The organism is Nonomuraea candida (assembly GCF_000725485.1).
In the GTDB taxonomy this organism is placed as follows: domain Bacteria; phylum Actinomycetota; class Actinomycetes; order Streptosporangiales; family Streptosporangiaceae; genus Nonomuraea; species Nonomuraea candida.
The window spans coordinates 17,545-38,016 of record NZ_KL647032.1 but is presented as its reverse complement, the minus strand read 5'-3'; the positions used below and the strand labels follow the sequence as shown (position 1 = coordinate 38,016).

Genomic DNA, 20,472 nt, shown 5'->3' with positions numbered 1-20,472 from the left:
GAGTGTGCGGGCGGCGGCCCCTGGCGGCCCTGGCCGCGGGAACGCGTCAGGCCGCCCGCCTCGGCGAGTTGCGCGCGAGGCCGGCGGCCTGAGGCGAAGTCGGTCAGCCGTCGCCGTAACGGGCGGGCAGCACCTCGGCGGCGATGGAGTAGATGCGGTCGATCTCGGCGGTGGTCAGCGCCCGCTCCCGCTTGGTGATCCACTTACGGGCGCGCTCGCCCTGGTAGACGTCCACGCCACGGATCGACATGATCTTCCACGGCACCGGCGGGCCGTAGATGGCCAGCGACGGCACCACGGCGATCTCACGGCCGAAGGACTCGCTGATGAGCTTGCTCGCCTCGGTCGCCTCCCACTTGGCCTCGGTGAGCCGGGGCTTCATGTCGAACGGGCCGTGGAAGAGCTTCTTGCCCATCTGCACGCGTACGGGCAGTCGCTTGTCCCACTTCTCGGAGTCGACCGCGTAGACGCCCGTCGGGCCCACGACGAGGTGGTCGATCTGGGCCTCGCTGCCCGGGATCGCCCTGGCGTGCAGTGTGCGGTAGCCGCTGCGCTCCAGCTTGCGGAGCTGGGCCTCGGTGCGGCGCTCGGCCACGGACGTGCGCCGCCAGGCGGGCACGGACGAGTTGAGGCGCGCGCGATAGACCGCCTCGAGAATGGCCGCGATGACGCCCGCGGTCACTCCCACCCGCCAGTCGCGCACTAGGAAGCCCACCGCCAACCCGACCCCCACCGCCACGAGCGCGCGGGTGCGCAGACGGCGGAAACGTGGTTGTTGCAGCAGGCTACGCACGGACGCACGCTCGACCGGCGCGTACGTGGAGGTGGGCGCCGAAGGCTTCGCGGCGGCGGTCTGCTCACTTTCTGGTCGGTCGCTCACCCAGATTGGTGACGCGTTGTGACCGTCTTCTCGCTGGTTGTCGGAGTCCACGTCACTCACCGTAGCCCGGAGATTCGATCGATTCCTAGTGTTGCCGTGTCCATAGTTTTATGGCCCAGCTCATCGTGTTCCACGCATGATTTCGGGGTATGTCTAATGTTCTTCTCTAGAGAGCTTCCCCTCTTAAAAGATCTTAACCCGGGTGTGCCATGCCCCCGCGAAAGGGGCTGGCCGGACCCGCCTGCGAGGTTTACGGTCTTGGTGTGAACAGCGCGGCGGAGATTCTGCTCTTCCTCATCGGGGTGTCCATGGGGCTGTTCGTGCTGATCACCCTGCTCGTGATGCTGCCGGGGCGCGGGGCGCAACGCCGGATCGAGGCGGGTCCGGTCTGGCTCGGCGGCCCCGCCAGGAGCGAGCGCGGGGTGAGCACGTCGGGCCTCGTACTGGCCGACCGGGTGGCGCACTGGGCCGAGGTGCCCGCGCACGACTGGGTGGCCGCGGCCGAGACGGCGGAGCCCGGCCGGCATGTCGGCGGCGCCTCCGCGGGATGGTGAGGCGAGCATGCGCGGACTGACCGCCGCACAGGGCGACGACATCAGGCAGGCCCTGCACACCGCCGAACGCCGCAGCGGGCTGCGGTTCGGCGTGTTCCTGGGCGCGCCGGTGGGCGGGCGGCGGCACTTCGCCGAGCGCCTGCACGCCGCCCTGGGCGAGGAGGCCGGCAACGCCGTGGTGGTCTTCGTCGATCCCGGCGGGCGGGCGCTGGAGATCGTGACGGGCGAGGGCGCCAGGCGGCGGCTGAGCGACAGCGCGTGCCGGTTGACCGCGATGTCGATGGCCACCGCCTTCAGCGCGGGCGACCTGATCGGCGGCCTGCTGTACGGGATCGCCGCACTCGGCGAACAGGCCACCGCCCGCCGCTGACGCCGGTCCCCGCCCGCCGATCACCGCGGGGCAACGTGAGCGCGCGACCACCGTGATCAGCGTGAGTGAGCGCCGTGCGGGTGATGGTCGGGGCGGGTGTTGAGCGCCGTGCGGTGATGGCTCGGGGGAGCGGCGATCGGCGTGGGTCAGAGGCGTTCGAGCAGGGTGACGATGTGCTCGCTGACCCCGCCCAGCAGGGTCGCGGGCTCGATCGGCGCGTCGGCGACGGCCGAGAACAGCGAGGGCAGGCCGGGCAGCGGGAAGCCGTCGTCCTTCAGCGCCGCCGTGCCGATCGCGTTCTTGTCCAGCGCGGCCCGGCTGCGCTCCCAGGCGTCGAGCACCTCCTCGGGCGACGGCACCCCGAACCCGTGGCCCACCGGGGCGGCGTGGCGCAGCCGGACGAGCGGGGTCTCGGCGAAGGCCAGCGCCGTGCGCGCCCGCGACTGCAGGTCGGCGCGGGGCTCGGGATCGATCCAGTCCATGGCCGTGCAGGGGTTGCGGCAGGTCGCCACGCACACGCCCAGCGCGCCGGCCACCTGGCTGTGCTGCCGGTCGAAGTAGGCCCGCCAGCCCTCCGACGGCTCCGTCGAGACCCGCAGCGTCCGGTTGGTCGCCGACTGCTCGGACTTGGTGTGGTCGCACTCCCTGTCGCCGATCACGCCGAACCTGCTGCCCGCCGCGCTCAGCCCCGCGGGCCACCTCGCCGGGTCGCCGGCGTGGCCGAGCTGCGGCTCGAAGGCCAGCAGCGGCAGGTATTCGCTGGCGATGTGCACGGCGGCGATCATGGTGCTGAGCTCGCGGCGGTGCCACCGTACGGCGATGACCTCCAGCAGCAGCCCGTACGCGGGGCGCAGCGACTCCAGCGCGCCGCGCGGCTGCTCGCGCGGGGTCTGCGGCATGTGGCAGGCCCTGGCGCGCCGTCGCAGGTCGGCGGGCACCACCCTGGCCTCCGCCGCGAAGTCCTCGGCGTCGAGCGAGAGCAGCCGCTGCCCGAACTCGCACACCTCCGCGATCTCCGCGGCGGGAGCGAGCGCGCCGAGGTCGGCGAAGGCGTAACGACGGGCGAGGGCGATGAACAGGTCACGAGTCGAGTCCACGCGTTGACTTTCTCACGATCAGCTAGCGATTACGGACATGAGGCCCATGGGTGTCGCCGTGCGGCCACGGTCCATATGGGCCGGAATTCGCAATTGAAGCACCAAATGTCCGGATATTTCGGCGTGATGGCCACCCCATATACGGCACGACCGTAGCGTTTTCACCTCAGTCGCCGCCCTCGGTCGCCGCGGGCCATGACCGGCCCGTCGCCAGGGACCGTCGTCGTGGGCCGTCGTCGTCGTGGGCCGTCGTCGTCGTGGGCGGTCGCCGTCGTGGGCGGTCGCGCCAACCGCTGCCGTCATCGTCGATCATCGTTACCGGGCGGCGTCGTCCCGGAGCCGACGGACGTCAGGACGGGCACGGGGCGCGGATGCACTGGATCTCGCCGGGCGGCTGGGTGGCCGTGGGCTCGGACGTCGGCTTCGGCTCCTCGGTGGGCGGCGTGGTCGGCTCCTGCGTCGGCTCCGGCTCGGACGTGGTCGGCTCGGCGGTGGGCGTGCTGGTCGGATGGGTGGTGGTGACCGTCGGGCTGGGGGAGGGCGGGGGCGTGCTGGGCCGGAGCGTCGGCCGCGGCGTGGTGGCGCGCTTGGTCGGCGGCTGCGTCTGCCTCCTGCCGCTCGTGACCGGCGGCTCCGGGACGACGCGCTCGACCGTGGCGCTGCTGACCGTGGGCACGGGGGCGGGCAGGCGCTCGGCCTGCCCCGTGGGACGCAACCAGACCAGCCCGGCCACCGCCGCCGACACGAGCACGGCGGCCGCCATGGTGACCAGCGCCCGCTGCCTGCCCCGCCGCCGAGGCGCCGCCGACGTGACGGCCCCCGCGGACCCGGCCCAGTCACCGGGCGCGGTGGAACCGCCTGGCCCGCTGGGACCGCCGGGCCCGTTCGGACTGTCCGGCCCGTTCGGGCTGCCGGGTCCGTTGGGGCCGCCGGACATGCCAGACATGCCGGATGTGGCCCACGCGGGTGGTTCGCCGGGGCCGCCGGACACGCGGGTCTCGTCGGGCCCGGAGGCCGCCGCGCTCCCGAAGGCCCCGGCGGTCGCGCCGTGCGACGCGGGCACGCCCGGCGCGGCCTGGTCGTAGGGGTCGCCCGGGGTGGTCCGGCCTTGAGGCCCGCCTGAAGTGGTTCGGTCGTGGGGCCCGTCCGGGGTGGTGCGGTGGGAGCCCTCTCCTGGCGTGTTCCGGTGCGAGGGCTCGCCGGGGGTGGTCGGGTGGGACGGGCCGGCTGGGGTGGTGCGGTCGTGGGGATCGCCCGGGAGGGGCCGGTCGAGGGGCTCGTCGGGGGCGGTCAGCGCCCGGTGCGCGGCGCGGCCCATCTCGGGGGCCGTCGGCCAGCGCTCCTCCGGCGCCTTCGCCAGCGCCCGCTCCACCACCCAGCGCACCCCCGCCGGCACCGCGTCGGGCAACGGCGGGACCGGGGCGTTGAGGTGCTTGAAGATGATCTGCACGGGCGTCTCGCCCTGGAACGGCAGCCGCCCGCTCAGGCTTTCGTACGCCACCACGCCCAGGGCGTAGACGTCGACCGCCGGCGTCACGTCACCGTCGGTGGCCATCTCGGGGGCGCAGTAGCCCGCCGAGCAGAGCATGGCCCCCGTGGCGGTGAGCTGCCCGGCCGAGGCGGAGTGGGCGATGCCGAAGTCGGTGAGCGCCACGTCGCCGCCGGGCCGCACCATGAGGTTGGCCGGCTTGACGTCGCGGTGCACGATGCCCTGCGCGTGCGCGGCGGCCAGCGCGTCGGCGACCTGCGCGACCAGCCGCATGGTGGCCTCGGGCCCGAGCGGGCCGCGCCGCAGCACGCGGTCGAGCGACTCGCCCCGCACGTATTCCATGACCAGGAAGCTGACCACGCGGCCCGCGACGTCGCAGGTGCCGTAGTCGTAGACGTCGACCACGCCGGGATGCCTCAGCGTGGCCATGGCCCTGGCTTCGTTCTGGAAGCGGCGGGCGAAGGTCGGGTCCTCGCTGAGCGCGGGCATGAGCACCTTGACCGCCACCGCGCGCCCGAGCACCGTGTCGTCGGCGCGCCACACCTCGCCCATGCCGCCGCCACCGAGGCGGTCGCCGAGCACGTAGCGATCGTTGAGGGTGGTCCCCGCGCCTAGCACGTTTCGAGGCTAACACCGCGCCCCGGATGCGACGGTCAAGTCGCCCCAGGTGATCAGCCGGGTCGCGGGGCCCGGCCGGTCCCGCGCGGTCAGCGGCGCGGGCCCGGCCGGTTGGCACGTCACGCGGACGCGGCGTCCTTCTCCTGGTTGCGCAGGGCGCGGCTGACGCCGTCGGCGCCCTCCAGGACGAGCCGGCGCAGCGCCTGCGGCGGCTGCTCGGCCGCGAGGAAGTCCTGCGCGGCCGTGACCGTGGCCCGCTCGATGAGCAGCGAGGGGAAGCACCCGACCGCGAACGTCGAGGCCTGGTCGAACGTCCACTCGCGGTAGATGCGCCCCACCTCGGCGAAGTACTTCTCCCGGTACGGCGCCAGCAGCTCCGGATGGTGCGGGTCCTGGAAGCCTCCGATCGTGGCGCGGGCGATGTGGTTGGCCAGCTTGCCCGCCACGATCCGCTCCCACGCCGCCGCCTTGGCCTCGGCGGTCGGGATCGCGGCCCGGCAGCGCGCGGCCGAGCGCTCACCCGTCGCCGTAGGGTCGAGCTCCAGCTCGGCCTCGATGTCGGGCTCGCCCAGCCGGCCGCCGGAGACCAGCGCGTGCACGAGCGTCCAGCGCAGGTCGGCGTCCACGGCCAGCCCCTCGGGCGCCGCGGAGCCGTCGAGGATGCCCTGCAGCAGGTCCAGGTCCGCGTCCGAGGTGGCCGCCGCCGCGAACGCCTGGACGAAGGCGAGCTGGTGGTCGGAGCCCGGCTCGGCCGCGGCGAGCAGCTCGCGCAGCTCGCCGGCCAGCAGCGCCAGGCCCTCGGCCCGCCAGGCCGGGTCGGCGTACTGCTCCACGGCCGAGCGCGCCTGGCGCAGGATCGCCTGGAGGACCGTGATGTCGCTGACCGTGGCCGCGCCCGAGATGACCAGCTTGACGTAGTCGCGCGTGGACATCTCGCCGTCGCGGGTCATGTCCCAGGCCGCCGACCAGCACAGGGCGCGCGGCAGCGACTCGGTGAACGCCGCGATGCCGCCGTCCACCAGGGTGCGCAGCGAGCCGGGGTCGAGCCGGATCTTGGCGTAGGTCAGGTCGTCGTCGTTGAGCAGCACCAGGTCGGGCTGCTCCTCGCCGATGAGCTGGGCCACGCTCGTACGGGGGCCGACGACGTCCAGCTCCACCCGCCTGGTCCGGGTCAGCTTGCCGTCGGCCAGCGTGTAGAGGCCGATCGCGATGCGGTGGGAGCGCAGCGTCGGGTGCTCGGCCGGCGCCTCCTGGACCACGTCGAAGGCGGTGAACCGGCCGCCCGACACCTCGAACTCGGGGCGCAGCGTGTTGACCCAGGAGGTCTCCAGCCACTCCTTCGACCAGGCCGACAGGTCGCGGCCGGAGGTGCGCTCCAGGGCGCCGAGCAGGTCCTCCAGCTCGGTGTTGCCCCAGGCGTGCTCGGCGAAGTAGTCGCGCACCCCGGCCAGGAAGTTGTCCAGGCCGACGTAGGCCACGAGCTGCTTGAGCACCGAGGCGCCCTTGGCGTACGTGATGCCGTCGAAGTTGACCTCGACCGCCTGCATGTCGGGGATGTCGGCGGCGATCGGGTGGGTGGAGGGGAGCTGGTCCTGGCGGTAGGCCCAGGCCTTCTCCACGTTGGCGAACGTGGTCCACGCCCTGTTCCAGCGGGTGGCCTCGGCCTGGGCGAGCACGGACATGTAGGTGGCGAACGACTCGTTCAGCCACAGGTCGTCCCACCAGCGCATGGTGACGAGGTCGCCGAACCACATGTGCGCCATCTCGTGCAGGATCGTCTCCGCGCGCCGCTCGACGGCCGCGTCGGTGACGCGGGAGCGGAAGACGTAGTCCTCCAGGAACGTCACGCAGCCGGCGTTCTCCATCGCGCCGGCGTTGAACTCGGGCACGAAGAGCTGGTCGTACTTGCCGAACGGGTAGCGCACCCCGAACACCCGGTGGAAGAAGTCGAAGCCCTGCCGGGTGACCTCCAGGATGTTGTCGGCGTCGAGGTGCTCGGCCAGCGAGGAGCGGCAGTAGACGCCCAGCGGGATGCCGTCGTGCTCGGAGGTCACCTTGTGGTAGTGGCCGGCCACGAGTGCGGTGATGTAGGTGGAGATGACCGGCGTGGGCGGGAACTCCCAGCGCTTGGCCGCCCGCTCCGGCACGTCCGTCACGGCGGAGGCGGCGGCGTTGGAGACGACCTCCCAGTCGGCCGGGGCCAGCACCGTGAGCTGGAAGGCGGCCTTGAGGTCGGGCTGGTCGAAGCAGGCGTACATGCGGTGCGCGTCGGCCGTCTCGAACTGGCTGTGCAGGTAGACCTTCTGGTCCACGGGATCGACGAAGCGGTGCAGGCCCTCGCCGGAGCGCATGTAGGCGCAGTCGGCGGCCACGAGCAGCTCGTTGGACTCCGCCAGCTCGGGCAGCGGGAAGCGCCCCTTGTCGGCGTCGTAGGCCGACACGTCGAGGTCCGCGCCGTTGAGCGTGACCTTGCGCACGTCGGCGCCGTGCAGGTCGATGAAGGTGGACGCCCCCGGTCGCGTGCTGGTGAAGCGGACGGTCGTGACGCTCTCGAAGCGCTCTTCTCCCTCCGTCAGGTCGAGTGCGACCTCGTACGACTCGACCTTCAAGAGCCGGGCGCGCTCGCGAGCCTCGTCCCGGGTCAGGTTGCCTGCCAAGTTGCGCTCCTTTTCACCACTTCGTCGGGGTTGTCGGTATCCTGCCATGCCGGGAATAGGACCCGAGCCACCTCAGGTTACGGGGAGACATGACGCAGAAGACTCCCGTGGACCTGTGGTTCGACCCTTCATGCCCGTTCGCTTGGGTCACCTCACGGTGGCTGCTCGAAGTCGAGAAGGTCCGGCCCATCGAGCCGCGCTGGCGCATGATGTCCCTCTACTTCCTCAATGAGGACAAAGACGTCGCGGCCGACTACCTCGAGCGGGCCGCGCGGGCGATGGGCTCGATCCGGACGGTCGCCGCCGCCGCGGCCAAGCACGGCGAGCAGGTCATCGGCCCCCTCTACACCGGCCTCGGCACGCGCCTGCACAACCAGGGCCTGAGCAAGGAGCCCGAACGGCTGCGCGAGGTCATCGAGGGCGCGCTCGACGACGCGGGCCTCGACCGGGGGCTGGCCGAGGCCATGCGCTCCGAGGAACACGACGCCGCCATCCGCGCCTCCCACGACGAGGGCATCGGCCTCGTCGGCCAGGAGGTCGGCACCCCGATCATCCGCGTCGGGGAGAACGCCTTCTTCGGCCCCGTCATCACGAGGATCCTGCGCGGCGAGGAGGCCGGCACGCTCTGGGACGGCGTGCTCGCGGTCACCAAGTTCGACGACTTCTTCGAGCTGAAGCGCACGCGCACCAAGCGCCCCCAGTTCGACTGAGGCCAGGCGCCAGGCGTTCCCCATCCGACGGGCGCACGCGCGCCGGGCGTCCCCGGATGACGGACTGATACGCCGGAGGAAGAAAACCGGCCGCGGGGGATGGGCCTCATCCTCCGCCACGGGCGAACTCTCGCCTTGTGGCCCGGGTCACTGTCAGGATGGGGCCATGCGTCAGCTGTACATCGGCGGCACCTGGACCGCTTCGGCATCCGACGAGCCCATCGAGGTCGTCAACCCGGCCACGGAAGAGATCGTCGACCGAGTGCCCGCGGGCACCCCCGACGACGTCGAGGCGGCGGCGGCCGCGGCCCGGCGGGCCTTTCCCGAATGGTCGCGCACGACCGCGGCCGATCGCGGCAAACTGCTCGATGAGGCGGCGGGCCTGCTGAAACAGCGCTCCGAGGAGATCGCCAGGACGATCGCCACCGACATGGGCGCGCCCCTGGGGTTCGCCCTCAAGGTGCAGACGCTCATGCCGGCGACCGTGCTGGCCTCCTACGCCCGGCTCGCCGAGAGCCATCCGCGCGAGTCGCGCGTGGGCAACTCGCTGGTGGTCAAGGAGCCGATCGGGGTGGTCGCGGCGATCACGCCGTGGAACTACCCGCTGCACCAGATCGTGTGCAAGGTCGCCCCGGCCCTGGCCGCCGGATGCACGGTGGTGCTCAAGCCGAGCGAGGTGGCGCCGCTGGCGGCGTACGCGCTGGCGGAGATCTTCCACGAGGTGGGCCTGCCGCCGGGCGTGTTCAACCTGGTCAGCGGCCGGGGCCCGGTCGTGGGCGAGGCCATGGCCGCCCACCCCGAGGTGGACATGGTCTCCTTCACCGGCTCCACGGCCGCGGGCCGCAGGGTGGCCGCGCTGGCGGCAGAGTCGGTCAAACGGGTGGCGCTGGAGCTGGGCGGCAAGTCCGCCAACGTGATCCTGCCCGACGCCGACCTCGCCCTGGCCGTCAAGGTCGGCGTGGCCAACTGCTTCGTCAACGCCGGCCAGACCTGCTCGGCCTGGAGCCGCATGCTCGTCCAGGTCGACCAGTACGACGAGGCCGTGCGCCTGGCCGTCGAGGCGGCGCGCTCCTACCGGGTCGGCGACCCGTTCGACGAGACCACCAAGATCGGGCCGCTGGTCTCCGAGGCGCAGCGCGAGCGCGTGGTCCGCTACATCAACCGGGGCCAGGAGGAGGGCGCCCGGCTGGTGGCGGGGGGCACCGAGCGGCCGCACGAGCGCGGTTACTACGTTGAGCCCACGGTGTTCGCGGCCGTGGAGCCGGGGATGACGATCGAGCAGGAGGAGATCTTCGGGCCGGTCCTGTCGCTGATCCCGTACACGACCGAGGACAAAGCCGTCGAGATCGCCAACGACACGAAGTACGGCCTGGCCGGCGCCGTGTGGGCGGGCACCGAGGAGCGCGGGCTGGCCGTCGCCCGGCGCCTGCGCACCGGTCAGGTGTCGGTCAACGGCGGCCGGTTCAACCCGCTGGCCCCCTTCGGCGGCTACAAGCAGTCGGGCGTGGGCCGGGAGCTGGGCGAGCACGGCCTGGAGGAGTACCTGGAGGTCAAGTCCCTGCAGCTCTGAGACGGGCCGGCACGCGGCCGCGGGCAGGGTGGCGGCGGGAGGTGCGCCCCGAGGTGTGACGCCGGGCCTGGGCGGGGGCGGCGGGAGGCCCGCCGCGCCCGCCTGTGACGGTCAGATGAACAGGCCGCCGGTGGCCGCCACGTTCTGCCCGGTGACCCAGCGCCCGTCCGGGCCGGCCAGGAACGCGACCACCGCGGCGATGTCGTCGGGCCTGCCCAGCCGCCGCAGCGCGGTGTAGGCCGGCGTCTGCTCCAGCGCCTCGGGCGGGTTGGCGCCGCGCAGCATGTCGGTGTCGGTGGCGCCCGAGGAGACCACGTTCACCGTGATGCCGCGCTCGCCCAGCTCCCGCGAGGCCACCTTGGCGAACTGCTCCATCGCGCCCTTGCTGCCGCAGTAGAGCGCCAGCGTCGGCGCCGGGACCTGCGTGTTGAGCGAGGAGACGTTGATGATGCGCCCGCCGTCGCGCATCACCCGCGCCGCCCACTGGATGGCCAGGAACACCGAGCGGGCGTTGACCGCGAACACCCGTTCGTAGTCCTCGTCGGTGAGATCGGTGATCGGTTTCTGCGCCTCGGCGGTGGCGGCGTTGTTGACCAGGATGTCCACCCCGGGCAGCCGCGCCTCCGCCTCGGCGAACAGCCGCTCCAGATCCCGCCTGTCGGCGAGGTCGACCTGTACGGCGTGCGCGCCCGTCTCCTTGGCCACCTGCGCGGCGGCCTCGGAGGAGTGCTGGTAACAGAAGATGACTTCCGCGCCATCGCCGGTCAGCCGCTCCACGATGGCCCTGCCGATGCCCCGGGAGCCTCCGGTGACCAGTGCGCCCTTTCCCGAAAGTACGCTCATGCCGCCACGCTATGCGCGAAGCCCGCCGCCACGCTATGCGCGCAGCATGATCTTGCGTGCCTCGTTCCGCGGCAGGCGGTCGACGTACAGCTTGCCGTCGAGGTGGTCGGTCTCGTGCTGGAAGCAGCGGGCCAGGGAGCCGCGCGCCTTCACGCGCACCGGGCGCTGCAGCCGGTCCAGTCCCTCCACCGTCACGCCGGCGGCGCGCGCGACCGGGGCGTAGATCGGCCGGCGGGACTGGCGGTCGGGCACCGACAGGCAGCCCTCCTCGTCGAGCACCTCCTCCGGGTCGTCGACGGTCAGGCTCGGGTTGATCACGTGGCCCTTGCGCCCCGCGATGTCGTAGACGAACAGCCGGCGCGACACGCCGATCTGCGGGCCGGCCAGGCCGACGCCGTCGGCGGCGTACATGGCCTGGAACATCTCGTCGATCAGCCGGCGCAGCTCGCGATCGAAGTCCGTCACCGGCTCGGCGGGCGTGCGCAGGACGGGATCGCCGATGAAGCGGATCTCTCGCATGGAACTCTGCCTTCGCTATGTAAGGGTTGGACGGCGCCTGAGACCCTTACTCTAGCGGGCGAGCCCGATCGGCGGGGCTGTGGAAGACTGGTCGGGTGCGTGTCTACATCGGTGCCGACCATGCCGGCTATGAGCTCAAGAACCACCTGGTGTCCTGGCTGAAGGACCACGGGCACGAGGTGACCGACTGCGGTCCTTTCGTCTACGACGCCGAGGACGACTATCCGGCGTTCGTCCTGCGGGCGGCCGAAGGCGTCGCCGGCGACCCCGGCAGCCTGGGGGTGGTGATCGGCGGGTCCGGCAACGGCGAGCAGATCGCCGCCAACAAGGTGCGCGGCATCCGCGCCGCCCTGGCCTGGAGCGAGGAGACGGCCAGCCTGGCGCGCGAGCACAACAACGCCAACGTCATCAGCGTCGGCGCCCGCATGCACTCCCTGGAGGAGTCCACCAGGTTCGTGGAGGTCTTCCTGACCACGGCCTTCTCCGGCAGCGAGCGCCACAGCAGGCGCATCGCGCAGCTGGCCGCCTACGAGACGATCGGCCAGCTTCCCTCGCTGCCCTGACCTCGCCGCCCTGTCCCTTACTGCTCTGATCCGTGCGCCGAGCCGGCGTGCGCCGCGCCCGGCGCGGAGGCCTCCCCGGCCTCCGCGCCCACGGGACCGCGGCGGACGCGAGCGCGGCGCCCGCGAGCGGTCTAGCCCTTGCGCCTGGAGTCGCGCCGGGGCGTCTCGTCACGCAGGGGTCGCCGGTCGGCGGCCTCCTGCTGCTCTTTCGACGGCCTGGACACATCGCGGGCGCGCATGGCCACGACCGCCGTGATCTGCAGACTTTGCAGCGCCATACCGTCGAGCCTACGTCAGAACGTCATGCCCGCCCACGGCTTCGGGCTCCACGACATGGCCGCGGCGAGCCTGCGCACCGCGCCGGCCGTGTGCTCGCGCAGCAGGCCCGCGCCGAGCTGCTCGCCGAGCGCGCCGTCGCCCAGGTACGCCGAGCCGAGCGCCGACACCGGCAGCCGCAGGTCCGGCTCGTCCTCCACGGCCCTGCACTCCGCGCCCGACAGGTCGGCGGTCAGGCGCCAGCGGCGGGCGTTCCACGGGCAGACGTCGTCCTCGACCTCGATCACCAGGTCCACCGGCGCCGAGTAGGCCCGCGCGGCCAGCGCCCTGTCGACCTCGACCAGGCGTACCCAGAGCTCGTCCGCCCACCGGGCGCGGAGCTGGCGCTGGTCGGCCAGCAGCGCGATCAGCGGGGCGTCCACCGGGATGCCGCCCTCGACCCGGGTGACCAGGTCGCGGTCCAGGACGCTGCGCCACAGCAGCGCGTAGGCCGCCGGGTCGGTCGCCTCCAGCTCCTGCAGCTTCAGCGTGCCCTCGGCGACGCCGTCATCGTCCCAGGACGACTTGATGCGGAACAGGGCGTAGCCGCGCACGCCGCCGTCGTCCTCGGCCAGGATCGAGCGCAGCGGCCCGGCGCCGCGCTGGTCGGGCTCCTCGTCGGCCAGCCAGTTGTCCCAGGACTGGGTGTCGCGCTCGTACCTGCCGGGGCGGCCCGCGACGACGGAGGCGAAGAGCTTCTCCAGCTCCGTGCGCACCTCGGCGGGCTTGGCGACCCTGAGGCGCAGCGACGGGTCACCGGGCGCGCCGGGGACGAAGGCCGAGCGGCTCTTGTCGATGCGGAAGGACAGCTCGCCGGCCGCCCTGCCGTAGCCGTACCTGCCGTAGATGGAGGACTCGGAGGCGTACAGGGCGGCGACGCACTCGCCGCGCTCGCGGATGTCGGTGAGCTGCCTGCGCATCAGCGACGACAGCACGCCGCGGCGGCGGTGGGAGGGAAGCACGCTGACAGAGGTGACGCCGGCGACGGGGAGCTGCGTGCCGGGGATCGTCATGGTCAGGCTGAGGACGGAGGTGACCCCGGCGATCCGCTCGCCGTCGAAGGCTGCCAGCGTCCGGTCGAACTCCGTCCCCGCCTTGAATCTCGCGAGCTGGGTGGGATGCGGCGCCCAGCCGAACGCCTCTTCGAGCACCGTGCTGAAGGCTGGCCACTCGGACTCGTCAATCGGACGGATCGGATACGTCATCCGTCCACGGTAGGAGCGGGCAAAGGGGGACGGCCACCCAATATCCGTGCTTAATGATCAAGGCGTTGGTCAAGTGGGCTGCCCAAACACGGGTCAGACCGATACAGTCAGGCGCATCATGAGTTCCCGTCCGGCGCCGCTGATCCCGCCACGGGTCCGCGCGGTCCTGGTGCGGGTGCCGCTTCTGGTGCCTGTCGTCAGGTTCGTCCGGCGTGTCTTCGCCCGCGACCGCAACCTGCTCATCGCGCTGATCGGGCTGGCACTCGTCATCGGGTTCCTCGCCGCCGAGGTCTCGACCGGGTGGTTCTCGCCCTCCCTGCTCATCCTGGTCACCCTCGTCGGCGGGCTCCAGCTCCGGCTGCGCAGCCTCGTCAAGCTGCTCGTCGGCGTCGGGGCCGCGCTGGCCTACGTCGCGGCCACGCTCGGCGCGGGCCGGGTCGGGCTGGGGCTGACCGTGACCATCGTGTGCACCGCCGTGCTCGCCGTGCTCATGGCCCGCACCAGGGGCAAGCTCGGCGTGCAGGGGCTGCGCGGCGACGCGATGCTGCTGGAGCTGCGCGACCGGCTCAGGAGCCAGGGCGAGCTGCCCGCGCTGCCCAAGGACTGGGGCGGCAAGGTGGTGCTCAAGCAGGCGGGCGGCTCGTCGTTCGGCGGCGACTTCCTGGTCTCCATGCGCGACGGCGACTCGGTGGAGATCGCGCTGGTGGACGTGTCGGGCAAGGGCGTCGACGCCGGCACCAGGGCGCTGCTGCTGTCGGGCACGTTCGGCGGGCTGCTCGGCTCGGTCGCGGACTTCCTGCCGGCGTGCAACGCCTACCTGCACAGGCAGCGCGGCGACGAGGGGTTCGTGACCGCCGTGCACGTGCGTCTCGACCTGGCGACCGGCGACTACACGATCACTTCGGCCGGGCACCCGCCGGTGGTGAAGTTCGACGCGGGCACCGGCAACTGGCAGGTCGCCTCGGCCAAGGGCGTCGTGCTCGGTGTGGTGCCCGACCTGCACTGCGAGCCCGACAGCGGCACCCTGCGCAAGGGCGACGCGCTGCTGCTCTACACCGACGGCCTGATCGAGCAGCCCGGGCGCGACATCGACGCGGGGCTCGACCGGCTGCTCGGCGAGGCGGAGCGGCTGCTGCCCTCCGGGTTCCGCGACGGCGCCAGGGCGCTGGTCAACGCGATGGCCTCCGGCCACAACGACGACTGCGCGCTGGTGCTCATCTGGCGGCCCTGAACGGGCGCCGGCGGCCTGTGCGCGGCAGGGCCGAGACCGTGACGTTTCACACGGAACGGTCGTGATCGCGGTCACTGGCAGCGGGCTCGGGCCTGCTGAGATCCTCGATGGTGTCCGGGCCCCGGCGGAGCGGCGCGGCTCCACCGGGTCCCGTACAGCCGTCCCTCACAACCAGCCGCAGTCGCTCGCGATGCGCACCGCGTCGAGCCGGTTGCGCGCTCCCGTCTTGCACATGATGCGCGACAGATGGTTGCGTACGGTGCCGACCGACAGGAACAGCTCGTCGGCGATCTCCGTCGACCTGGCCCCGCCCGCCGCGATCCGCAGCACGTCAAGCTCTCTCCTGGTCAGCGGGTTGGAGGCGCACTGCAACGCGGCCACGGCCAGCTCGGCCTCGATGGCCCGCCGGCCCGCCGCCACCTGACGCACCCCCTCGGCCAGCCGCTCGGGCGGCACGCACAGACTCATGAACCCCAGCGCCGGACCGGCCAGAGCCTCACGCACCTGCGCCGGATTGGGCGCGGCCGACAGGATCAGCACCCCGCACCCCTGCTCGGCCAGCGGGTCGGCCACCGGCGGCCCCGGCAGGTCGAGATCGACCACGGCCACGTCGGCCTCGGCGGTCACCGCCGTGCGCACCACCTCCTCGGCGCATCCGGCCTCGGCGACCACCCGCAGGTCGGGTTCGGCTCCGAGGGTGGCGAGCAGGCCACGGCGCACCAGCGGCAGGTGCTCGGCAATGAGAATGCGGATCAAGACGTCCCCCTCCGTCGTCTCCCAGGGTGATCGGCCGAGTGCACGCTGTCAATGCTCAGGAAGTGCGGTAAGCCGTGCGCTGCGGCGAGTTCGACTACTCTGGGGCTGTCGGACCTTTCGTCTGTCCTTGTCGTCTGCCGGGGAGCGCGCCTAGATGAACTGGCTCTACGTTGTGGGGATCATTCTCTTCCTCCTCGGGTTGATGGTCTCCATCGCGCTGCACGAGCTCGGCCACCTCGTGCCGGCCAAGCTCTTCGGCGTCAAGGTGACCCAGTACATGGTCGGATTCGGCTCGACCGCCTGGTCCCGGCGCAGGGGCGAGACGGAATACGGCGTGACGAGGACCGCGTCTTCTACCGCAAGAAGTGGTGGCAGAAGGTCATCATCATGGCCGGCGGCCCGGCGATGAACTTCGTGCTCGCGTTCGTCTTCTTCAGCATCCTGCTGGTCGGCATCGGCCTGCCCACCTGGGCGCCGATCGTCTCGCCCGACACCAACACGTGCGTGATCCCGATCTCCGAGCAGCGCGCCGACTGCCGTCCCGGCGACCAGCTCACCCCGGCCGCGCAGGCGGGCCTCAAGCCCGGCGACCGCATGGTCACCTTCGACGGCCGCAAGATCGGCTCCTGGGAGGACGCCACCCGGCTGATCCGCTCCCACGGCCCCGGCCCCGTGCAGCTCGGCATCGTCCGCGACGACAAGCCGATGACGCTCACCGTCACGCTCATCGCCCAGGACCGGCCCAACCTCCAGGACCCCGAGAAGATCGACAAGAACGTCGGCTTCCTCGGCGTGCTGCCCACCGAGGTCATGCAGCAGCAGAGCATGGGCCAGGTCATCGGCTACATGGGCGAGCTGACCGCCCGGGTGGCGGGCTCGCTGGTCAACCTGCCCGAGAAGATGGTCGGCGTCTGGCACGCCGCCTTCTCCGGCGAGGAGCGCGACCCGGAGGGCCCGGTGGGCGTGGTCGGCGCGGGCCGCATGGGCGGCGAGATCCTGGCCTCCGACCTGTCCAACGAGAAGAAGATCGCCATCTTCGTCAACCTGCTGGCCGGCTTCAACCTGGCGATCGGCATGTTCAACCTCATCCCGCTGCTGCCGCTCGACGGCGGCCACATCGCCGGCGGGCTGTGGGAGGGCATCAAGCGGGCCTACGCCAAGATCATGCGGCGGCCGGAGCCCGCCCACGTGGACATCGCCAAGGTGCTGCCCCTGACCTACGCGATCGCGATCGTCATGATGATCATGGCGGGCCTGCTCGTCTACGCCGACCTGGTCAACCCGCTCACGCTGACGAACTAGCAGGCCGCCCATGGACGCGCTCGACCGGCTGCGGGCCCTGTGCCTGGCCCTGCCCGAGACCACCGAGCGGCTCTCCCACGGGGAGCCGACGTGGTTCGTCCGAGGCAAGAAGACGTTCGTGATGTTCGCCGACCACCACCACGACGACCGGCTGGCGTTCTGGTGCGCGGCTCCTCCCGGCGTCCAGGAGGAGCTGGTGGCCGAGGACCCCGAGCGCTTCTTCCGCCCTCCCTACGTGGGGCACCGGGGATGGCTGGGCGTCTACCTCGACGTTCCCGGCGTCGACTGGGACGAGGTGGCCGAGATCGTGGCCGACGCGTACCGCTGCGTCGCGCCGAAGTCCCTCGTCGAGCGCATGCCCTGACGGCGACCGGTGCGGGCCGTCACCGCCCGCGCCGTCCGGGGCGGCGGTCAACCGATCGGTGGACCGGCGCCGCCGTCCGGCTGAGCCGGACTCTCCGCCGTCCGGCAGCCGGCTCCCGTCCACTGGTCGATGGTGCGAAAGTGCCGGTCATAGCAGGCTGAATGCGTCGATCCGACGGGCCGGGCCCGGAAGGACAGGCGCATGCCAGCAGTGATCGAGGTACGCAACCTCCACAAACGCTATGACGACAAGATCGCCGTCGATGACGAAGGCCGGGACTAGAATCCAGGGGGAGAGGAAGTCTTGGGCAGGAAGATCTCGCAGCAGCCGCCGTTCCTTCTGGTCAACGTGGTGCCGTACATCCTGCTGGCGCTCCTCGTCGTGATCCTGCCGGCCGTGGCGGGCCCGGCGGGCGGCTCCCTGCTCATCGACCTCGGCCTGTGCGCGCTGGCGGCCGGGTGGATGCTCGTCATGTTCACCCTGCGTCCCGGCTGGTGGGACCGGCCGCGGATCATGGGGGTGTTCGTCGCGGGGCTGATCGCGATCACCGCGGTCCTGGTGGCTCGCCAGCCCCTCTTCGGGCTCTTCACCCCCGCCGCCTACATCTACTCCTTCACGGTCCTGCGCTGGCCGTGGCGGCTGCTGGGCGTGGCCGCCGCGGCGGTCCTGGCCGGCACCGCGCAGGCGTCGAGCGTTCCCACGACGGACGCGCTCGGCCTGACGCTGCACGTGACCATCGTCGCGTTCAACATCGCCATGATGTGCGGCTGCGCCTGGGTGCTGCGGCTCGCCGAGCGGGAGGAGGATCGGCGCGAGCAGACCCTCGCGGAGCTGAGCCGGACGAACCGGCTGCTGGAGGCGTCGATCGCCGAGAACGCCGGCCTGCACGCCCAGCTGCTCGCCCAGGCCAGGGAGGCCGGCGTGCTCGACGAGCGCCGGCGGATGGCCCGCGAGATCCACGACACCCTGGCCCAGGGGCTGACCGGCATCATCGCGCAGCTCCAGGCGGCCGAGCAGATGCACGAGGTCCCGGCGCCGTGGCGCCGGCCCTTCGACGCGGTCAAGAACCTGGCCAGGGAGAGCCTGGCCGAGGCGCGGCGCTCGGTCGACGCGCTGCGCCCCGAGCCGCTGCGGACCGCGCGCCTGAGCCAGGCGCTCGCCGGCGTCGCCGACCGGTGGTCGAAGCTGCACGGGCTCGCCGTCCAGGTCACGACGACCGGCACGGTACGGCCGATGACGCCGGAGGCCGAGTTCGCGCTGCTGCGCACGGCCCAGGAGGCCCTGGCCAATGTCGCCAAGCACGCGCACGCGACCAGGGTCGGGGTGACCCTGTCCTACCTGGCGCACGAGGTCGCGCTGGACGTGCGTGACGACGGCAAGGGCTTCGACCCCGCCGCTCTCGAAGCCGGCCCGGCCGACGGGCCACCCCCGCCGGACCGGGGCGGCGGATTCGGCCTGGCCATCATGCGCCAGCGCGTCGAAGGACTGTCCGGCACCTTACAGATCGAGTCCGAGCCCGGCGCCGGCACCGGGATCTCGGCCCGCATCCCCACCCTGCCCTCCGGGAGCCACGCATGACCGAGCACGCCGCCGACCGGCCCGAGCCCCCGATCCGACTGGTGATCGCGGACGACCATCCCGTCGTCAGAGACGGGCTGAGCAGCATGTTCGCCTCCGCGCCCGGGTTCGAGGTGCTGGGCGAGGCCGCGGACGGCGCCGCCGCCGTACGGCTCGCCCGGGAGCTGCGGCCCGACGTGGTCCTGATGGACCTGCGCATGCCGGGCATGGACGGGCTGACCGCGATCAACGAGCTGACCAGGCTCGGCGTCACCGCGCGGGTGCTGGTGCTGACGACCTACGACACCGACACCCACGTCCTTCCGGCGATCGAGGCGGGGGCGACCGGCTACCTGCTCAAGGACTCTCCCCGGGAGGAGCTGCTGCGCGGCGCCCGGGCCGCCGCCAGGGGCGAGAGCGTGCTGTCCCCGTCGGTGGCGGCCCGGCTGATGAACCGGGTCAGGACCCCCGCGCCGCAACTGCTCAGCCAGCGGGAGCTCGAGGTCCTGGCCCTCGTGGCGGCCGGGAACACCAACCGCGAGGCGGCCGCCCGGCTGTTCATCACCGAGGCCACGGTCAAGACCCACCTGCTGAACATCTACGCCAAGCTCGGCGTCGGCGACCGCGCCGCCGCCGTCACCGAGGCGTTCAACCGCGGCCTGCTCGTCCCGCGAACCCCCGAACAGCCCTGAGCCGCCGTCCGTCCCTTCCTAGTTCATCGAGATGTGCACGTGGTCGAAGTGGTTCTCGGTGATGCTGCCGCGGTCGGACATCGCGCGCCAGCCGGAGCCCTGGTTGATGCGCTGCTTCCAGATGACGTACTTGACGCCCAGCTTGTCCTTGTTCGCCAGGGCCCAGTCCGCGATCCGGTCGCCGAGCGCGAGGTTGGCGGCGCTGGGCATCGCGCCGCCCGCGCTCATCATGAAGTCGCAGGCCCGCCCGAGCGGGTGCTCGCCGCTGGAGCCCGAGCGGAAGCAGCCCACCGTGTACGGCAGCGCGAAGTTCTTCTCCACCTGCGCCTTCATCAGCCGCGTACGCGAGGTGATGTTGTCCGAACCCGTCGGAAGCTGGGGCGCCCAGGAGCCGTCGGAGTTGCGGCCCGTCGCGTACGGCACCAGGTCCTCGAGCTTCTTCTTGATGTCCTCGATGACGTCCTCGGCCTCGTCGCGCTGCTCGGCGACCGTGGCCGTGTCCGCCTTGATGCGGTCCGCCAGCGCGGCGGCCTCCTGGCTGGCACGTTCCTTGTCGTCGCGGGCCTTGGCCACGCTCGCCACGACCGCCTGCTGCTCGGCCGTGAGCTGTTCGAGCAGCGCGGCGCCGGCGACGTCGGTCGGGAGCATGATGCCGGGCAGTGACGGGTCGCCGTTCTGGTAGCGCAGGCGGGCGATCTCGGCGACCCGCTGCTCGGCCGTGGCCAGGGCCTGCTCGGCCGCGGCCAGCCTGGCCGCGGCCGCCTTGGCGGCCTCCTGGGCCTCGGCCAGCTCGACGCGCTTGAGGTTGTACTTCTCGATGAGCTTGTCGACCTTGTTGTTGAGCTGCTTGAGCTGGCCGCGGAGCTGGGATTCGCTGGGCTTGGGGGCGGCCTGCGCCGGGGTCGCCGGGAGGACGGCGACGGCGGCGGCGGTGATGAGGCCGATGGCAAGGATCGCGGGGGACGAAGCCGCCACGTGGAAGTTTCCTCTCCCTCTGCCGGCCGGGTTAGCTGACGGGTTGGGCGTGGGAGTCGCCTGCCGCCGAAGCGGATTCACCCCAGGTGCGGTTGGGTCCCCGGCTCCCGGGCGACGCGCCCGGGATTAGGCGTCGCAACGGCCGTTATCGCCGGTGCATATGGGGATATTAGTGGTAGATCACGAGTAATGCGACCTTAACTAG

19 protein-coding genes, 1 pseudogene and 1 riboswitch are annotated in these 20,472 nt (G+C 72.0%); of the genes and pseudogenes, 10 read left to right on the top strand and 10 right to left on the bottom strand.

The window, feature by feature from the left end; genetic code table 11:
* Positions 1-103 precede the first annotated feature (103 nt).
* Positions 104-793, bottom strand: a complete 690-nt coding sequence (locus IO39_RS47515) for a nuclease-related domain-containing protein (protein WP_245642676.1) — start codon at positions 791-793, stop codon at positions 104-106.
* 350 nt (positions 794-1,143) lie between these two features.
* Between IO39_RS47515 and IO39_RS47510 the strand changes: the two genes are divergently transcribed.
* Together IO39_RS47510 and IO39_RS47505 are read left to right on the top strand one after the other, a co-directional pair.
* Complete coding sequence (locus IO39_RS47510) at positions 1,144-1,434, top strand: hypothetical protein (protein WP_043640132.1); 291 nt, start codon at positions 1,144-1,146, stop codon at positions 1,432-1,434.
* 7 nt (positions 1,435-1,441) lie between these two features.
* Positions 1,442-1,804 carry a DUF5130 family protein gene (locus tag IO39_RS47505; protein WP_043640128.1) on the top strand — a complete coding sequence of 121 codons (363 nt, stop codon included), beginning with the start codon at positions 1,442-1,444 and terminating at the stop codon, positions 1,802-1,804.
* Between the two features lie 146 nt (positions 1,805-1,950).
* On the opposite strand, the gene IO39_RS47500 is transcribed toward IO39_RS47505, so the two are convergent.
* The 3 genes from IO39_RS47500 to pepN all read right to left on the bottom strand — a co-directional run bounded on the left by IO39_RS47500 (position 1,951) and on the right by pepN (position 7,665).
* On the bottom strand, positions 1,951-2,901 hold the full coding sequence (locus tag IO39_RS47500) for a hypothetical protein (protein WP_043640125.1): 951 nt from the start codon (positions 2,899-2,901) through the stop codon (positions 1,951-1,953).
* 349 nt (positions 2,902-3,250) lie between these two features.
* On the bottom strand, positions 3,251-5,008 hold the full coding sequence (locus IO39_RS59330; RefSeq protein ID WP_211267426.1) for a serine/threonine-protein kinase: 1,758 nt from the start codon (positions 5,006-5,008) through the stop codon (positions 3,251-3,253).
* Positions 5,009-5,127: 119 nt separating this feature from the next.
* On the bottom strand, positions 5,128-7,665 hold the full coding sequence (gene pepN / locus IO39_RS47490) for an aminopeptidase N (RefSeq protein ID WP_043640123.1): 2,538 nt from the start codon (positions 7,663-7,665) through the stop codon (positions 5,128-5,130).
* An 89-nt stretch (positions 7,666-7,754) separates the two neighbouring features.
* Between pepN and IO39_RS47485 the strand changes: the two genes are divergently transcribed.
* Both IO39_RS47485 and IO39_RS47480 read left to right on the top strand, forming a co-directional pair.
* Positions 7,755-8,375, top strand: a complete 621-nt coding sequence (locus tag IO39_RS47485) for a mycothiol-dependent nitroreductase Rv2466c family protein (RefSeq protein ID WP_043640122.1) — start codon at positions 7,755-7,757, stop codon at positions 8,373-8,375.
* 166 nt (positions 8,376-8,541) lie between these two features.
* Positions 8,542-9,945: an aldehyde dehydrogenase family protein gene (locus tag IO39_RS47480; protein ID WP_043640120.1), complete on the top strand. Its 1,404-nt coding sequence runs from the start codon at positions 8,542-8,544 to the stop codon at positions 9,943-9,945.
* Positions 9,946-10,056: 111 nt separating this feature from the next.
* Here the strand turns inward: IO39_RS47480 and IO39_RS47475 are convergent, their stop codons facing one another.
* Both IO39_RS47475 and def read right to left on the bottom strand, forming a co-directional pair.
* Positions 10,057-10,788 carry an SDR family oxidoreductase gene (locus IO39_RS47475; RefSeq protein ID WP_043640118.1) on the bottom strand — a complete coding sequence of 244 codons (732 nt, stop codon included), beginning with the start codon at positions 10,786-10,788 and terminating at the stop codon, positions 10,057-10,059.
* 33 nt (positions 10,789-10,821) lie between these two features.
* A complete protein-coding gene (gene def, locus IO39_RS47470; RefSeq protein WP_043640116.1) occupies positions 10,822-11,307 on the bottom strand; it encodes a peptide deformylase in 486 nt (161 codons plus the stop codon).
* Between the two features lie 95 nt (positions 11,308-11,402).
* Here def and IO39_RS47465 point away from each other — a divergent pair, with 95 nt between their 5' ends.
* Complete coding sequence (locus IO39_RS47465; protein WP_043640112.1) at positions 11,403-11,870, top strand: ribose-5-phosphate isomerase; 468 nt, start codon at positions 11,403-11,405, stop codon at positions 11,868-11,870.
* Positions 11,871-12,001: 131 nt separating this feature from the next.
* On the opposite strand, the gene IO39_RS55715 is transcribed toward IO39_RS47465, so the two are convergent.
* Together IO39_RS55715 and IO39_RS47460 are read right to left on the bottom strand one after the other, a co-directional pair.
* A complete protein-coding gene (locus IO39_RS55715) occupies positions 12,002-12,148 on the bottom strand; it encodes a hypothetical protein (RefSeq protein ID WP_157549907.1) in 147 nt (48 codons plus the stop codon).
* Between the two features lie 15 nt (positions 12,149-12,163).
* On the bottom strand, positions 12,164-13,390 hold the full coding sequence (locus tag IO39_RS47460) for a GNAT family N-acetyltransferase (protein WP_043640111.1): 1,227 nt from the start codon (positions 13,388-13,390) through the stop codon (positions 12,164-12,166).
* Positions 13,391-13,508: 118 nt separating this feature from the next.
* On the opposite strand from IO39_RS47460, the gene IO39_RS47455 reads away from it, so the two are divergent.
* Positions 13,509-14,621 carry a PP2C family protein-serine/threonine phosphatase gene (locus tag IO39_RS47455; protein ID WP_043640110.1) on the top strand — a complete coding sequence of 371 codons (1,113 nt, stop codon included), beginning with the start codon at positions 13,509-13,511 and terminating at the stop codon, positions 14,619-14,621.
* A gap of 165 nt (positions 14,622-14,786) precedes the next feature.
* Here the strand turns inward: IO39_RS47455 and IO39_RS47450 are convergent, their stop codons facing one another.
* The gene (locus IO39_RS47450; protein WP_043640109.1) at positions 14,787-15,377 is read right to left on the bottom strand and encodes a response regulator transcription factor; all 591 of its coding nucleotides are present in this window, start codon (positions 15,375-15,377) and stop codon (positions 14,787-14,789) included.
* 154 nt (positions 15,378-15,531) lie between these two features.
* On the opposite strand from IO39_RS47450, the pseudogene IO39_RS47445 reads away from it, so the two are divergent.
* The 4 genes and pseudogenes from IO39_RS47445 (at position 15,532) to IO39_RS47430 (ending at position 19,292) form a co-directional block, all read left to right on the top strand.
* Positions 15,532-16,679, top strand: a pseudogene (locus IO39_RS47445) (M50 family metallopeptidase).
* Positions 16,680-16,689: 10 nt separating this feature from the next.
* Positions 16,690-17,043, top strand: a complete 354-nt coding sequence (locus tag IO39_RS47440; protein WP_043640103.1) for an MmcQ/YjbR family DNA-binding protein — start codon at positions 16,690-16,692, stop codon at positions 17,041-17,043.
* Between the two features lie 303 nt (positions 17,044-17,346).
* Positions 17,347-18,621: a sensor histidine kinase gene (locus tag IO39_RS47435; RefSeq protein WP_043640100.1), complete on the top strand. Its 1,275-nt coding sequence runs from the start codon at positions 17,347-17,349 to the stop codon at positions 18,619-18,621.
* A complete protein-coding gene (locus IO39_RS47430) occupies positions 18,618-19,292 on the top strand; it encodes a response regulator transcription factor (RefSeq protein WP_043640098.1) in 675 nt (224 codons plus the stop codon). Before IO39_RS47435 ends, IO39_RS47430 begins: the two co-directional genes overlap by 4 nt.
* Positions 19,293-19,310: 18 nt before the next feature.
* Here IO39_RS47430 and IO39_RS47425 read toward each other — a convergent pair whose 3' ends face one another.
* On the bottom strand, positions 19,311-20,267 hold the full coding sequence (locus IO39_RS47425; RefSeq protein WP_043640097.1) for a coiled-coil domain-containing protein: 957 nt from the start codon (positions 20,265-20,267) through the stop codon (positions 19,311-19,313).
* A 6-nt stretch (positions 20,268-20,273) separates the two neighbouring features.
* Positions 20,274-20,410: riboswitch (cyclic di-AMP (ydaO/yuaA leader) on the bottom strand.
* Between the last annotated feature and the right edge of the window lie 62 nt (positions 20,411-20,472).

Bases quoted from the DNA above. Each gene is read 5' to 3' on its own strand.
- IO39_RS47505 (WP_043640128.1), top strand. From the start codon at position 1,442: ATGCGCGGACTGACCGCCGCACAGGGCGACGACATCAGGCAGGCCCTG.
- IO39_RS47485 (WP_043640122.1), top strand. From the start codon at position 7,755: ATGACGCAGAAGACTCCCGTGGACCTGTGGTTCGACCCTTCATGCCCG.
- IO39_RS47480 (WP_043640120.1), top strand. From the start codon at position 8,542: ATGCGTCAGCTGTACATCGGCGGCACCTGGACCGCTTCGGCATCCGAC.
- IO39_RS47475 (WP_043640118.1), bottom strand. From the start codon at position 10,788: ATGAGCGTACTTTCGGGAAAGGGCGCACTGGTCACCGGAGGCTCCCGG.
- def (WP_043640116.1), bottom strand. From the start codon at position 11,307: ATGCGAGAGATCCGCTTCATCGGCGATCCCGTCCTGCGCACGCCCGCC.
- IO39_RS55715 (WP_157549907.1), bottom strand. From the start codon at position 12,148: ATGGCGCTGCAAAGTCTGCAGATCACGGCGGTCGTGGCCATGCGCGCC.
- IO39_RS47460 (WP_043640111.1), bottom strand. From the start codon at position 13,390: ATGACGTATCCGATCCGTCCGATTGACGAGTCCGAGTGGCCAGCCTTC.
- IO39_RS47455 (WP_043640110.1), top strand. From the start codon at position 13,509: ATGAGTTCCCGTCCGGCGCCGCTGATCCCGCCACGGGTCCGCGCGGTC.
- IO39_RS47440 (WP_043640103.1), top strand. From the start codon at position 16,690: ATGGACGCGCTCGACCGGCTGCGGGCCCTGTGCCTGGCCCTGCCCGAG.
- IO39_RS47430 (WP_043640098.1), top strand. From the start codon at position 18,618: ATGACCGAGCACGCCGCCGACCGGCCCGAGCCCCCGATCCGACTGGTG.